Here is a 13722-nt window from a genome sequence, read left to right as displayed (position 1 = left end):
TTAATTTGCACTTTCGCCTAAAAATGAGGAAACTAAAAGCACCAATAATAACCATCTAATTTCCCCCTTTATGAGTAGCCCACGATTACGTGTTCAATTTGAAACATTATTTGAGAAATTCGCCGGGAAAGATTCCGCAGTCCAACTGGAAGACATCACTGAGGCGCTTTTTTGTACACGCCGTAACGCACGGATCGTACTCAACAAGCTAGAAGAGGAGGGATGGATAGAATGGCACCCCGCAGCAGGACGGGGTAAGTTGTCTACCCTGAGGTTTAAACGCAATCGCAGTGATGTCAGTGAAAACCTGGCCCGGCGTTATCTGGATGAAGGGAAAATCGGTCAGGCACTCGACGCGCTTGATAATGATGCTGCTAAACTGACTCAGGTTATTCAGGGCTATTTGGGGCTGCAACACAGCCAGGGTGAGCAAGTCGTTCGTTTGCCTTATTACCGCCCTCTGGCCATGCTCAACCCGCATAAGCCAATGCGTCGCTCGGAACAGCACATCGCCCGGCAGGTTTTTAGTGGCCTGACCAAACTGGATGACAACGAACAACTGCAACCCGATCTGGCCCATACGTGGGAGTCGTTGTCTGATACCCACTGGCGTTTTTACCTTCGCCGGGGGGTTCGCTTTCACAGTGGCGATTTACTCACGACAGAATGCGTGATTGAAAGTTTGCTCGCATTGCGCCGTTTAAATCTGTTCGCCCATATTGAAAGCGTCAGCTCGCCTGAAGCCTGGGTGATTGATATCCATCTGCTCAAACCGGATCGTTACTTGCCTCTGGCACTGAGTGAATCACAAGCTAAGATTCTGTTATCAAAGACTTTACGCAGCGATGAATACGACAAAAAACCCATCGGCACCGGACCATTCCAGGTAAAAGTTAACGATGAAAAGCGCCTGATCCTTACAGCCTTCGATGGTTATTTTGGCTACCGGCCACTGCTCGATCAGGTCGAAGTCTGGGTGATTGATGAAGCGTACTCTTCTATGGTTTACCCAAGCCTGTCTAAGCCGCAAATTGAACGTCAATCGTCATCGGATGAAGTGGAGCTTGATCCCGGATGCACTTTCTTACTGCTCAACAAACAAGACGGTATTGCCAAAGACCCACGTTGGGCAGAGTTTTTATCGCAGGCTTTGAACAGCTATCAACTTTACGCCTTGGTTCCTCAGGACAAAGTCATTGAGCTGGGGCTTTTACAAGCTTATGGACTAAAACCAGGCTGGATTGATCTGCTGCCGGGTAGCATCAAGCCGGTACCAAAAACTGATGTAACTCTGTCTGTCGCTTATCAGAAGAAACACCCGATGTTTCCGGTTATCGCCAATGGGATCCGGGCGCTGCTGAAACCCCACGGTATCAGCGTCGAGTTCGTCCGCTATGACAACGAAGCGCCTGAGCCTAAACAGATTGATATTTGGGTGAAGGCGATGGGGATCGCCACTAACCGAAACGATGCGCTGGCAGGTTGGCTGCTCGATTATAGTGATATTGAGAAGTTCAGCTCAGGTTGCGATTTTGCCAACTGGTATTCGCTGGTCGAGCGCTGGCGAGGCGGGCAGTTGACGGACTTTCCTGCTCGCGAACTTGGCCGTCAGTTAGTCAAAAGCTGTCAGGTAATCCCAATGTTTCACTGTTGGCTGGGGGTGAATAAAGATCATAGCGGTGCGTTACAGAACGCGAAGTGCAATGCCCTGGGCTGGTTTGACTTCAGCCAGGTTTGGGTAAAACCGGAAATATAACCAAATAATGGCGAAACCAAATAAAAAGCAACCAGCCAAAACTGTGGTAGTGAGCTGTACAAAATGTAAAACGCAGTTATTTAAGTATCGCAAAGGTGGCAAAGGCGCGTTAGTCAAATGCTTTAAAGAGCGAATAGCGGAAGACTTTACCCAAACGGCATGTATTTGCCCGAATTGTGGACAAGAGTTCGCCCGAGAAACGCTGATCCGCGGTACGCCGGCATACAAGATGATCGGCGGCAAAGTCACGATGAAATAGGAAGCTGAGGAAATGACGCAACAACACGAATACTGTATCGTCTTAAGTACTGCTGGTAGCGAAAACAATCGCCAGCAGATCATTAACGGACTATTGGCTGCTGAGCTGGCGGCCTGCATTCAGACAATGCCAATTCAAAGCCACTATGTGTGGCAGGGCAATGTGTGCCACGAGGAGGAGTGGTTGTTAGTGATCAAAACCCGCTGTGACTTATACCCGGATGTAGAATCCAAAATCATCGAACTGCACGACTATGAAGTGCCCCAAGTCGTGCAAGTGCCGATAGCCGACGGGTTTAATCCGTATTTAACCTGGTTAAGCCAGTCGACGCTGGACGTTAAACAGTAATAAAGAACAGATGGCTCCAAGGGTGTCACACAACATATCTTTTTGTGCATCCCATATATCGCCCTGGGAGCCTAAAAATGCGATGCCGTCATCACCGCCAGCCAACGCCGCATACCACCATTCAATGATTTCGTAGCCGGCAGCCAGTGACATAATCGCAAACAACCCGAACCAACAGGCGAGTGGGGCACTGATACGTTTTTTAGTAATCAGGTATTCAGCAACAGGATAAGCGTATAAGCCAATAGAGAAATGAGCGACGCGGTCAAAATTGTTACGCTCAGAACCTATAAACTGATTAAAGCCATCAAAAGGCACTTCAGCAAAGGTGTATTTGGCTCCGATAGTATGCAGGCAAAGCCAGACAAACATCAGTATGTACGCAGTATGACTGAACTGATGGCGGGTTGATACTCCCCAAATGATCACCAAAATGGTAACCGCCGGAATGATCTCGGCAAACCACACCGCACGAGAGCTGGGGTCTATCGACGAAAACAGAAAGATAACTGCATAAAAAATCGTCAGCAGCAATAAGGTAGAAGTACTTTTCATGTTGAGATAATTGCTTCCTTGAATATTATGCCGCCCATCTTTACATACAATTGTACAGTGTTCAATTGTGTTTTGAACGATGCGATGATTACTAAGCTTGTTGATAGCCTGTCTTAACGCTCAATAATGAAATATTTACCACTTAACATTTCATTAAAGTTTGATTTACACCGCTTTCAGTTATTAGAATTCAGCTCGCTCTTAAATAAATAAAAGAATCAAAGCTATGAAACTGAAAACCGTTGATTATCTCGCGGAAGACGCTGCTCAACAATTCGTCACCTCTTTGAGAGAAACCGGATTTGGTGTGTTAAAAAACCACCCGATTCCACAACAACTTGTCGAATCAATTTATAAAAACTGGTACCTGTTTTTTAATTCGACTGAAAAAAATAACTTCCATTTTAATGTGGATACGCAAGATGGCTTTTTCCCGGCGTCAGTCTCGGAAATCGCCAAAGGGCATACCGTCAAAGATATTAAAGAGTACTTCCATGTCTATCCCTGGGGGCAAATTCCAGCGCAACTTAAAGATGAAATTCTTGAGTACTACCAACGTGCCAATGCCTTTGCTCAGGAACTACTCGGGTGGATAGAACAATACGCGCCCAAAGAGGTTAAGGAAAAGTTTTCCGTCGCGTTGTCAGAAATGATCCACAACAGTGACAAAACGTTACTACGCGTTCTGCATTATCCGCCAATGCACGGGGATGAGCAGCCCGGAGCAATACGCGCAGCAGCCCATGAGGACATCAACTTACTGACCGTTTTGCCTGCGGCAAATGAGCCCGGGTTGCAGGTCAAAAGCAAAGGTGGTGAATGGCTGGATGTACCATGTGATTTTGGTAACTTAATCATCAATATTGGCGATATGTTGCAGGAAGCGTCGGAAGGGTATTTCCCCTCTACCACCCACCGGGTAATCAACCCGACCGGAGAGCGTCAGGAAAACTCACGTATCTCTCTGCCACTGTTCTTACATCCCAAGCCTGAAGTGGTGTTGTCTGACCGTTATACTGCACAGAGTTATTTAATGGAACGTCTCAAAGAGTTAGGCGTGCTCTAGCGATATTTCGACACTAATCCGCAAAAGCCGATCGCCATCCGCCATCGGCTTTTTTGTTGGGGTATACTAAGCTCAACAATACCAACGATAAGAACCAAGAGTGTTCATGCAAGAACAAACCAAGGTCAGTCAAGGCATCCAACATGACATGGAAAACCCGCTGTTGTGGCCCATGCTCGACATTATCAAGCGGCAACCAAGCGGATGGAAAGTACATACATTAGCTCAGGCATTGATTGATCAGGGCTATATTACCCAGTTAGACGCTTCTCCGGATAAAGACCTGTTTAAACGTAACTTTTTGATAATGAACGGGTTATTCCAACTACAGGAAACGCTGTACCCAGACCATTGGTTACAGGTAGAGGCAATGGACATCTTGTTGATGTCTGCCAGAGAAGCCTGCCGGCATCGGATTAACCCGCAAGACCCTCTCAGAGACTATTACCTGATGTGGGCAAATTATGAAGCAGACGAAGGGGAAGTTCGCCGTTTACTCGATGCCTTCTGGACCCGTTACCAACAACACGTAGGCGGAAAAACCATGACCGATCTAAACCGGCTTCAGGCGCTGGAATTATTTGGTCTTGAGAGTACCGCGACGGCAACAGAAATTCGCAAGCAGTGGCGCAGACTGGCCCTGCGGTGGCACCCTGACCGTGATAACGGAGATCCGGAGCGTTTTCGTATTTTGTGCGAGGCATGGAATCTGTTGAGGGCATAGCCTAAAAAGATAGCTGTGCAGCTAGATAAAAAAGGCAATGCATAATGCATCGCCTTTGAGGGATAAAAACTTATCGAGAGGGCTTAAACTGAGATTTACGCATCCGGTTCAACGCGGCCATCACATCCAGAGTTCGCGGCTTAGCCAAGTCACCTTGTTGTGGCATTACATCATGCCAGTCGCCGGACAGCATATCTTCGATCTCTTTAGCTGGATGATCACACCAGCCTGGCTGCTGGGCCAGTTGAAACCATAGCCAGCCAATCGCGTTCACTTCATCAGACGACTCAAGTTGCTCAAGGGCACTAAGATCCGTGAACTCTTTACCGAATCGCAGCGAGTCACATCCTTTCGCGGACACGCGGAATTTACCGTCAGTCAGAATACTCATCAACGCCACTCTGTTTAATGCGCGTGGACGGAAGGTTTTCAGCGCCTCTTCAGATTCATTATGGCGCTGAGTCGGGTGCTGCTGAATCACCAATTTCGCCTTTTCCGTTACGTCCACCGCCTGATAATCATGCATCTGGATAACGGTGTCGGCAACATCAAGATAATCGCCTGAGCCACCCATTACAATGATGGTGGAAATGCCCATCTCATCACGTAACTGGCCAATACGATCGACCAACGGCGTGATCGGCTCGTCTCCTTTGGCGACTAAAGCCTGCATGCGTTCGTCCCGAATCATGAAGTTAGTCGCGGATGTATCTTCATCAATAAGCAGTGAGCTCGCGCCAGCTTCGATCGATTCCTGTAACCAGGCAGCCTGGGATGTTGAGCCCGACGCATCCTGTGTCGAGAAATCCGCCGTATCTTTACCCATCGGGAGATGGTTGATGTAGTTGGACAAGTTCAGGTGGTGCACACATCGTCCGTCTTCGGCGCGAATCTTCATCGCATTGCGGTCGGTGACAATGTATTCACGGCCGTCCCCGGGAATGTGGTCGTAAATCGAGCGCTCCACAGCATTAAGCAAGGTTGATTTACCATGAAAGCCACCACCGACAATCAAAGTAATACCCTTCGGGATCCCCAAACCGGTTATGTAGCCTTTATTCGGCGCATGCAGTGTTACTTGTAGCGAGTCTGGAGCCTGAAATAGCTCGGCATCTCTCATCGGTAAATCACAGTTACCAGCAATACGCGGCAGAATACTGTCGTTAGCAACAAACGCTACCAGATCGTTCGCTTCCAGCTGAGCTCTCAGGACATCCTGATCTTCAACTACCTGGCAGTGTCTGATCAGTGCTTCTTTATCAAGCTCACGTTCCAGTGTTGCCCGACGAATAAACTTAGGTAAGTGGAAGGTAAGAATATTGCTCGCTTTCTTACCTAAAACTGAACGGCCATCTGCCGGCAGATTAACCCGAAAACGAAGCTCAATTCCCTCATCGGTAAACAGCACGGCGGTGTTGTCTAACACGGTTTGTCCGCTGAGCGAGATAGACACACTCGCTTCTTGTTTGGCAAACTGATCGAAGCTACGGGCGATAAAGTCTCGTGCGGCGCGTTGATAAGCTGGTGATGCGTCTTTTAACCATTCCAATCCGGTCAGAGACCAGGCACGAGTGGCACGCAGGCGAGAAGGGGAAGCATAAGGGTCCCCCTGAACATAATCAATCGACAAGGAGAAGTCTGTAAAATCGTACTGGCCCTTGATTTGTTGGTATGCGCGATAGTTCTGCTTTTCGATTTTCTTTAACGTAGCAGTCAACTGATCCATAAAGATATGTGCCTTTTGATGAGAAGCGGGCCGCGATTATAAAAATCCCGGCAAAGAGAGTAAAGGAGAAGGTCAAGAAGAATGGCGGTTTTCTCCGGACAAAAGGTGTTGATTCAATAAACTTTGCTCAAATTCTATGCCGGGCATGGGCTTTCCATATAAAAAGCCTTGACCAATATCGCACCCTTCCCGGATCAAGAACTGCTCTTGTTGGACGGATTCGATGCCTTCGATCACAACCAATAAATCGAGTTTCTTCGCCACGTGGATAATTGAGCGAACAATGGCGCGGTCATCAACCGACTTTTCCATTTGCTGAACAAAACTCTTGTCGATTTTGATCGAATCGAAAGGAAACTTCTTCAGATAACTGAACGACGCATAGCCGGTGCCAAAATCATCGAGTGACAATGTCACGCCAAGATTATGGAGCTTATTCAATGTATTACAAGCAATGACTTCATCAGCAATGATTGCACTTTCAGTGACTTCCAGTTCAAGGAACTGAGGAGGGAGGTGATACGTTTCTAACAGATGCTGGACCTGATCGGCAAAATTAAGGTTTTGCAATTGAACCGGAGAGATGTTCACAGCCATGCGAAAATCATTGACTCGCTCCGACCATTGCTTAGCTTTGCTGATCGCGGCACGCAGTACAAATGATCCCACTTCAAAAATCAGCCCGTTCTGCTCTGCCATATGGATAAGTGCCTCGTTAGACACATCGCCCAGTACCGGATGCCGCCAGCGCAGCAAGGCCTCTGCGCCAATCCACCTATGCGTTCCGGGGGACACCTTAGGCTGGAAATAGAGCATTAAATCATCATTTCTGACGGCTTCAAGCAAAGAGCTTTCAAGCTGATTGTGATAAGTTAATTCATGGCTGTGAGTTTCACAGAAGAAGCTGTAAGGATCGCCGGATTCTTTACCCAGCAACATGGCATAACTGGCGTGTTGCAGCAACTGTTTGGCATTACTGCTGTGATTAGCCTGAACGACACCGAGAAATGCGTGAAGGTGCACTTCGCTGTCGTCGATATCGAAACTGCCGAGCGTGATCTGCACAAGGTCGTCAATAATGTGCTGCAACTGACGCTCTGTCCCTGAGTTTTTGGCGATGATGACCAAATCATTGGAGCTCGGCCGCCCGGTTATGAATGTGTCAGATTCTTCCTCAGCCAAACGTTGGCGAAATTCAATAAGCACATTATCAAAAGCTTCAAAACCGTATTTAATTTGAATGCTGCGTGCATTGCTAAAACCGATATTAATGATCGTGACAGTTTCGTTGTCATGATCACAACCTGTAAGGGTGTCGGCGAGGAGCGTCTCTAATCCGGCGCGGTTAAAAAAACCAGTGCCTTGATCGTGTGTTCGCTGATAACACACTTGGTGTTCTGCTTTCTTACGGCGATCTATCTCCTGGGTAAGGGAGTAACTGAGTTGGGCGAGATCGCTGGTGCGGGTTTCGACACGATGTTTTAACTCATTATTCAGCCTGAGCAGTTTTTGCTGCTGAAATACCACTGCCAGCTGCGCTTCTATCGAATCTTTAAAGTTGGTCATCAATTGCTGATAGGTGTCTGAAAACTCGTTCTCTTTATTATCCAGCATGCACAATGTGCCAAATGACTTACCATTGGGCCAGTTAAGTGGCATACCGCAATAGGCAATCATCCCCAGTTTAATATCAGGATTCCGTTGCCAGGCTGGGTCACTAAGGGCATCTTTAACTAATAATGTTGAGTTCTGATTGATGACATACTCGCAATAAAGACCGCTGCCTAACGGTTCCGTGTCGCCGGCATGATAGGGATTACCTGGTGTGTTACTGCTGTTGTTGACCTCGATATGATCAGCGTGGACCCGCATGATTAACGTGGTAGGTACCCCTGCAATTTGAGCCAGAAGGTTGACGATACTCTGCCAACTTTTCTGCATCGAATCGGGGATGGTGTAATCAAGAGTACGTAATGTCCCCATATTAGCCGTCCTTGCTGTAACCCTCCACGTCCTGCGGCGGGTCGGATTGATGGTACTGATGAACCGGCAGGCTTAGATGCTGAAGCCGATAAGAATAAGTATAGATAGCCTCTGGCGTGAGGCAGAAAAAAGCCCTGAAAAGTACTCAGGACTTCAACTGCAGCAGTGGCTTCTCATAATTGAGACATTACAACCCGCTCAGGGTTGTAAATTGCGCAAGTCTTCCATAGAAACATCCCTGCTGTAGTCTACCGATGAAAATCCAAACCCATTAAGTTTCATGAATTCTTCTTTGTAGCCGGCATAATCGCCAATTTCGGTAAAGTTGTCCTGGTTCATCGTGGCGAGCAACTCACGGACTTTGGCTTGTGTATCTGGCTCCAGCTCCAAATCATCGATTCGAATCAGCCGCTCGCCGTCAACTGGTACCAGTGGTTGACCATAAAGCTTGGTGGTAAACAGGCGCTGCATTTGCTCAATACAACCTTCGTGCGTGCCGGACTCTTTCATAACTTTATATAGGGCGAGCAGATAGGGAGTGAAAGCTGGAATAAAGACACTCGCTTTGGTGACTAATGCTTTACATACTGTCGCATAAGCACCGCCATCATAGTTGGCCAGCTTCAGGTTTAATGAATGGCTGGCCTGATGCAGGTCAACTTTAGCCCGGCCCAGTGTGCCATCTAAGTAAATAGGGTGGGTAATTTCAGGTCCAACATAGGAAAATGCGATAGTCTGACAGCCTTGTGCAATAGAATCAGCATTTATTAATGCATCTATCCAGCTTTCCCAATCTTCGCCGCCCATAACTTTGAGTGTGGCTTGTGCTTCTTCTTCACTGGCTGGCTCCAATGTGGTTTCCACCCATTGATCATTCTCTAATATGATCGAAGCACCTGATACAGACTCACCAATCGGTTTAATGACACTGCGCCAAAAATCATCTTTGCCTTGCTTTGGTCGTACCCCGGCTGCAAGGCTATAAATAACCAAATCAACTTCACCTTCAAAGTAGGTTTCGATGGCTTCAATAACCTGACTGCGGACAGACTCAGAAAATGCATCACCAACAATATTGATTGCGGTACGGCCTTGTTTCTCTGCTTCCTGCTTAAAAAAGACATTGTTATACCAGCCAGCGCTACCGACTCCCTTGTCAGACGGTCCCCGTTCAAAAGAGACCCCTATAGTATCCGCGTCAGCACCACCAAAAGTAAGAGCAATTCGCGCAGCCAGACCAAACCCGGACGATGCACCGATGACCAGCACTCGCTTTGGACCATGTTGGATTTGAGGTGCATTTCTAACGTAATCAATTTGTTCTTTGATGGCAGCTTGACACCCGTACGGATGGGCGGAACGGGCAATTACACCGTTAATGATCGGTTCGATAAGCATTGTTAATGTCTAACCTCGGTGGATGGATAATTTCTTGTCTAGGGTAACGTAAAGTCCGGTTAAACATATTGAGCTAGACCAGTAAAATTACAGATGTTTAATCAGTTCTTGCGCCACAAATTCCGCTATCCAGGGCTGAGCTTCCTGTTTGGGATGCAGGCCATCCGCCATCATCCACTCAGGTTTTGTGATAACGTGGTCTAAGAAGAAGGGGATTAGCGCAACCTGCTGATGGTCAGCGAGTTTTGAATAAATGTTAAAGAACGCATCACTGTAGCGTTTGCCATAATTAGGAGGTACGCGGATCTGCATCATGATCACATCGGCACCAGAATCTTTAATCATGGTAATCATTTTGGACAGGTTGGACGTAATAACTTGTGGAGGGAAACCTCTCAGGCCATCGTTGGCACCCAGTTCTATTAACACAAAATCAGGCGTGTGCTGATTGAGCAGCGCCGGCAATCTGGCAAGGCCGTTGCCGGTGGTGTCGCCAGAGATACTACCGTTAATGACGGTTACAATTTGGCCGTGTGCTGAGAGTTCATCAGGGAGTAAGCTGGGCCAACTTTGTTCAATCGGCATTTGATAACCTGCGCTGAGACTGTCGCCCAGCACAAGCAATTTTCCACTGGCTGACACGGCAGTGGAAATAACAAAACACAACACTATGGAAAGTAGACGAATCATGCAAATACCTGTATCTCAACCACCGATAATTCAAGCCAGTTTAGTTTCAAAGAAAGTCGCGACCGACCAAGAGCATCTCACAATACTAAAAAATATAAATGTTGAGATCAAAAAAGGCGAGAAGATTGCGATAGTTGGCACATCCGGTGCGGGAAAGTCAACATTGATGACCTTACTATCGGGGTTAGACACACCAACATCAGGTAGCATCAGGTTACTGGGCCATGAACTGGCCCGGTTGGATGATGAAGCTCGCGCTCAGATACGCGCCCAATCTCTGGGCTTTGTGTTTCAAAGTTTCCTACTTATCCCCAGTTTGACTGCGTTGCACAATGTTACCTTACCGTGCTTATTAAGGGGTGAAGCTGAAGACTTTGAACGTGCCAAAGCGCTGTTAGACAGTGTTGGCCTGCAAAAACGTATCCATCACCTGCCAAGTCAGCTTTCGGGAGGGGAACAACAACGGGTCGCATTAGCCAGAGCCTTTATGACGCAACCAGAACTGCTGTTCGCTGATGAACCGACCGGTAACCTTGACCACCACACTGCACATATGGTGATTGAGCTGTTATTTGAACTTAATGAACAACACGGCACAACACTGGTGCTGGTAACCCACGACAGAGAGCTGGCGGAACGGTGTGATCGTATCTACCGCATGGAGGCGGGTGAGCTAATGGAGGACGAATAATGTCATCAGATATCGTTTCTTCCGGATCAGGCCGTGCGACCAAAGCAAAACCATTAGTTGCACCGAGTAAAAGCTTGTTTCGCTGGAGCTTCAATGAAATTCGTCAGGGCAATCTATGGCCGATAAGTGTGGCGCTGGTACTAGTCATCGCCAGTATTTTTGCTTTGTCAGCATTGGCTGAGCGTATGGAACAGGTCATTGTCAAGCAGGGAAAGGAGGCGTTGACCGCAGATGCGGTGTTTATTTCCGCCAACCCACTTAATGACGCTTTGCTTGAGTTAACGTCTGACTTGCCACGCTCACAGATGGTACGTTTCGCCACAATGGCATTCAGCGATCATGGTATGCAGCTGATATCGGTTCGAGCTGTAGATGAGAGCTATCCGTTGATGGGCGACCTGGAGTTAGACTCTGACGGAAACAATCAGGTTGCACCAAACCAGCTTTGGCTTGATGAGCGGATCATGACCCAGCTATCGGTAAAGTCCGGTGACAGTGTCACTATTGGTGATGCGGATTTTGTTGTTTCCGGCGCTGTTCTGATGGAACCTGGCTTAAGTTTTAACCCGTTTCAGCAAATGCCTTCGGCGTATATTCACCTTAGCGATGTTGCCAGAACCGGCGCTATCCAGGTTGGAAGCCGGGTTCAATATCGCCTCTACCTGCTCGCTGGTGAGCAAAAGCTCAGACAATTACAAGAGGCGACGGCACTAACACCTAGCGACCGATGGCGCACCCAGGATACAGCAAGCCGCAGCAACGAAATTTTTGAACGCACCACCCAGTATCTTTCACTGACAGTAGCGATTGTTATCATTATGGCTGCAACTACACTGGTACTGACTTGCCAAAGCTACGTGAACAGCCGCACCCAAACAATAGCTATGCTAAAAAGTCTCGGGGCAAGTCGGCGCTGGATTGAGAAATGGCTTTTGATTCAGGTTGGTATCCTGATTATCAGTGCCGCAGTGGTCGGGCTATTGCTGGGTGGGGGCTTAGAGTTCCTGTTACGGATCCCGCTTAAAGACCTGTTGCCAGATCCCTTGCCACGTTACGGCGTCATGCCCGCTGTTATCGCAATATCATCGGCGGTTTTGATCACAGTGCCGGCGCTGGGCATACCAATGCTGGGGTTGATCGACACGCCAGCGGTTGAAGTTCTGCAGCAAGGCACCGGCAGACGTTCATGGCACCGCTTATGGTTAGTGCTGGTTCCGGTACTTCCTCTGTTAGTCTTGTATGCCAATAATCGTTTGGTCTGGATTGTACTTGGTGGGATTGGCATCTTGTTTGTTAGCCTCGCGTTTATCAGCATTGGCCTGACGCGGATACTGGCCAAACTTGCGGTCAACCCGGCCATGAAGCTCGCGCTAAGCCGGATAAACCGGACCCCTTTAACAAGTGGGCTGCAGTTTGGTGCATTAGCGCTGTCGCTTATGTTGCTTTCGGTGATCTGGTTGGTACGCGGTGATATTCTAACCGACTGGGAAAAAACATTACCGGCTAATGCCCCCAACGTTTTTGCGTTAAATATTGCTGAATACGAGTTAAAAGACTACCTTAGCACGTTAGATGCAAATGGAGTTACGCGGTCACAGGCTTTCCCTATCATTCGCGGGCGGTTAAGCCAAATCAACGGGCAAGACGTAAACACTATTGAGTTTGAAGGTGAGGGAACGGATGCTACACAGCGTGAGTTAAACCTGACATGGGGCGAAACGCTACCCGATTACAACGATGTCATTGCCGGAGGCTGGACCAACAGCAACAGTGTCTCCGTCGAAGAAGAAGTTGCAAAAGCGCTGGCGCTTGATATCGGTGATTCGTTGCGATTTGTGATTAACAGCCAGGTTTTTGATGCAACCGTTGACTCGATTCGTGCTGTTGAATGGCGCGACATGAAACCAAACTTCTATTTCATTTTTTCGCCTGATGTAATGGCGAGCCTGCCTGGTTCATACCTGCTCAGTTACCGCATTGAAGAGGGCAACAAATCGTTACTTCAGGCAATGTCACGTAACCACCCGACGGTTTCGGTTCTGGATATTCGTACTATGGGTGAAAAAATACAGGCTCTAATCCAGCAAATTATTACCGCTATTACAATATTGGCAGTACTCGGGGTTGTTGCGGGCTTATTACTGATCTTCACCTTATTAAGGCTGAGCCTTGCCCAGCGACAACATGAAATTCGCTTATACCGAACCCTTGGCTCCAGCCGAAAACGCATCAACCTTACCTTGTGGGCAGAATACGGCGTAATGGCACTTATCGCCAGTACGGTAGCCATCCTGGCCGCTGAAAGCTGTGTTGCCGCTGTGATGAAATATGGTTTTGAGCTGAACGTGCAATTTCACCCCGAATTGTGGATAGCTTTACCGATTGCCACTTTCATCACTTTGGCGCTGGTGGTTATGAGCTTGCTGAAACAATTGTTAACCCCTGTAAACTCGTGATAATCCTGACTTGATAGCCACAGCAATGCCTCGGTGACCGTTTTATTTTACTTATCCACAAAATCAGTGG

General features: G+C 47.9%; 12 protein-coding genes. 7 read left to right on the top strand and 5 right to left on the bottom strand.

Going from position 1 to position 13722, the window contains the following annotated elements; all coding sequences use genetic code 11:
• Positions 1-70: 70 nt before the first annotated feature.
• Genes P2G85_RS14050 through cutA form a run of 3 tightly spaced genes read left to right on the top strand, consistent with a single transcriptional unit; the run spans position 71 to position 2363 of the window.
• On the top strand, positions 71-1756 hold the full coding sequence (locus tag P2G85_RS14050; protein WP_275864705.1) for an SgrR family transcriptional regulator: 1686 nt from the start codon (positions 71-73) through the stop codon (positions 1754-1756).
• Between the two features lie 7 nt (positions 1757-1763).
• A complete protein-coding gene (locus P2G85_RS14045; protein ID WP_275864704.1) occupies positions 1764-2015 on the top strand; it encodes a hypothetical protein in 252 nt (83 codons plus the stop codon).
• A gap of 12 nt (positions 2016-2027) precedes the next feature.
• Positions 2028-2363: a divalent-cation tolerance protein CutA gene (gene cutA, locus P2G85_RS14040; RefSeq protein WP_275864703.1), complete on the top strand. Its 336-nt coding sequence runs from the start codon at positions 2028-2030 to the stop codon at positions 2361-2363.
• On the opposite strand, the gene P2G85_RS14035 is transcribed toward cutA, so the two are convergent.
• Positions 2331-2918: a DUF2238 domain-containing protein gene (locus tag P2G85_RS14035; RefSeq protein WP_275864702.1), complete on the bottom strand. Its 588-nt coding sequence runs from the start codon at positions 2916-2918 to the stop codon at positions 2331-2333. The genes cutA and P2G85_RS14035 overlap by 33 nt on opposite strands.
• Positions 2919-3144: 226 nt before the next feature.
• On the opposite strand from P2G85_RS14035, the gene P2G85_RS14030 reads away from it, so the two are divergent.
• The gene (locus tag P2G85_RS14030; RefSeq protein WP_275864701.1) at positions 3145-3984 is read left to right on the top strand and encodes a 2OG-Fe(II) oxygenase family protein; all 840 of its coding nucleotides are present in this window, start codon (positions 3145-3147) and stop codon (positions 3982-3984) included.
• A 106-nt stretch (positions 3985-4090) separates the two neighbouring features.
• Positions 4091-4708 (top strand): DNA-J related domain-containing protein, encoded by a 618-nt coding sequence (locus P2G85_RS14025; protein ID WP_275864700.1) that lies wholly within the window; start codon positions 4091-4093, stop codon positions 4706-4708.
• A 70-nt stretch (positions 4709-4778) separates the two neighbouring features.
• Here the strand turns inward: P2G85_RS14025 and P2G85_RS14020 are convergent, their stop codons facing one another.
• The 4 genes from P2G85_RS14020 to P2G85_RS14005 form a co-directional block, all read right to left on the bottom strand.
• Complete coding sequence (locus P2G85_RS14020) at positions 4779-6434, bottom strand: ABC-ATPase domain-containing protein (RefSeq protein WP_275864699.1); 1656 nt, start codon at positions 6432-6434, stop codon at positions 4779-4781.
• A 72-nt stretch (positions 6435-6506) separates the two neighbouring features.
• On the bottom strand, positions 6507-8417 hold the full coding sequence (locus tag P2G85_RS14015) for an EAL domain-containing protein (protein WP_275864698.1): 1911 nt from the start codon (positions 8415-8417) through the stop codon (positions 6507-6509).
• 198 nt (positions 8418-8615) lie between these two features.
• A complete protein-coding gene (fabV, locus tag P2G85_RS14010) occupies positions 8616-9815 on the bottom strand; it encodes an enoyl-ACP reductase FabV (protein ID WP_275864697.1) in 1200 nt (399 codons plus the stop codon).
• A gap of 87 nt (positions 9816-9902) precedes the next feature.
• Positions 9903-10505 (bottom strand): arylesterase, encoded by a 603-nt coding sequence (locus P2G85_RS14005; RefSeq protein WP_275864696.1) that lies wholly within the window; start codon positions 10503-10505, stop codon positions 9903-9905.
• Here P2G85_RS14005 and P2G85_RS14000 point away from each other — a divergent pair.
• Complete coding sequence (locus tag P2G85_RS14000; protein WP_275864695.1) at positions 10504-11196, top strand: ABC transporter ATP-binding protein; 693 nt, start codon at positions 10504-10506, stop codon at positions 11194-11196. The genes P2G85_RS14005 and P2G85_RS14000 overlap by 2 nt on opposite strands.
• Positions 11196-13652, top strand: a complete 2457-nt coding sequence (locus P2G85_RS13995; RefSeq protein WP_275864694.1) for an FtsX-like permease family protein — start codon at positions 11196-11198, stop codon at positions 13650-13652. The genes P2G85_RS14000 and P2G85_RS13995 overlap by 1 nt, the downstream gene beginning before the upstream one ends.
• The last annotated feature ends 70 nt before the right edge of the window (positions 13653-13722 follow it).

The organism is Vibrio sp. CAU 1672, from assembly GCF_029223195.1.
Classification (GTDB): Bacteria; Pseudomonadota; Gammaproteobacteria; order Enterobacterales; family Vibrionaceae; genus Vibrio.
The sequence above is the reverse complement of the archived record's forward strand: the minus strand, read 5'-3'. Positions and strand labels throughout refer to the sequence as shown.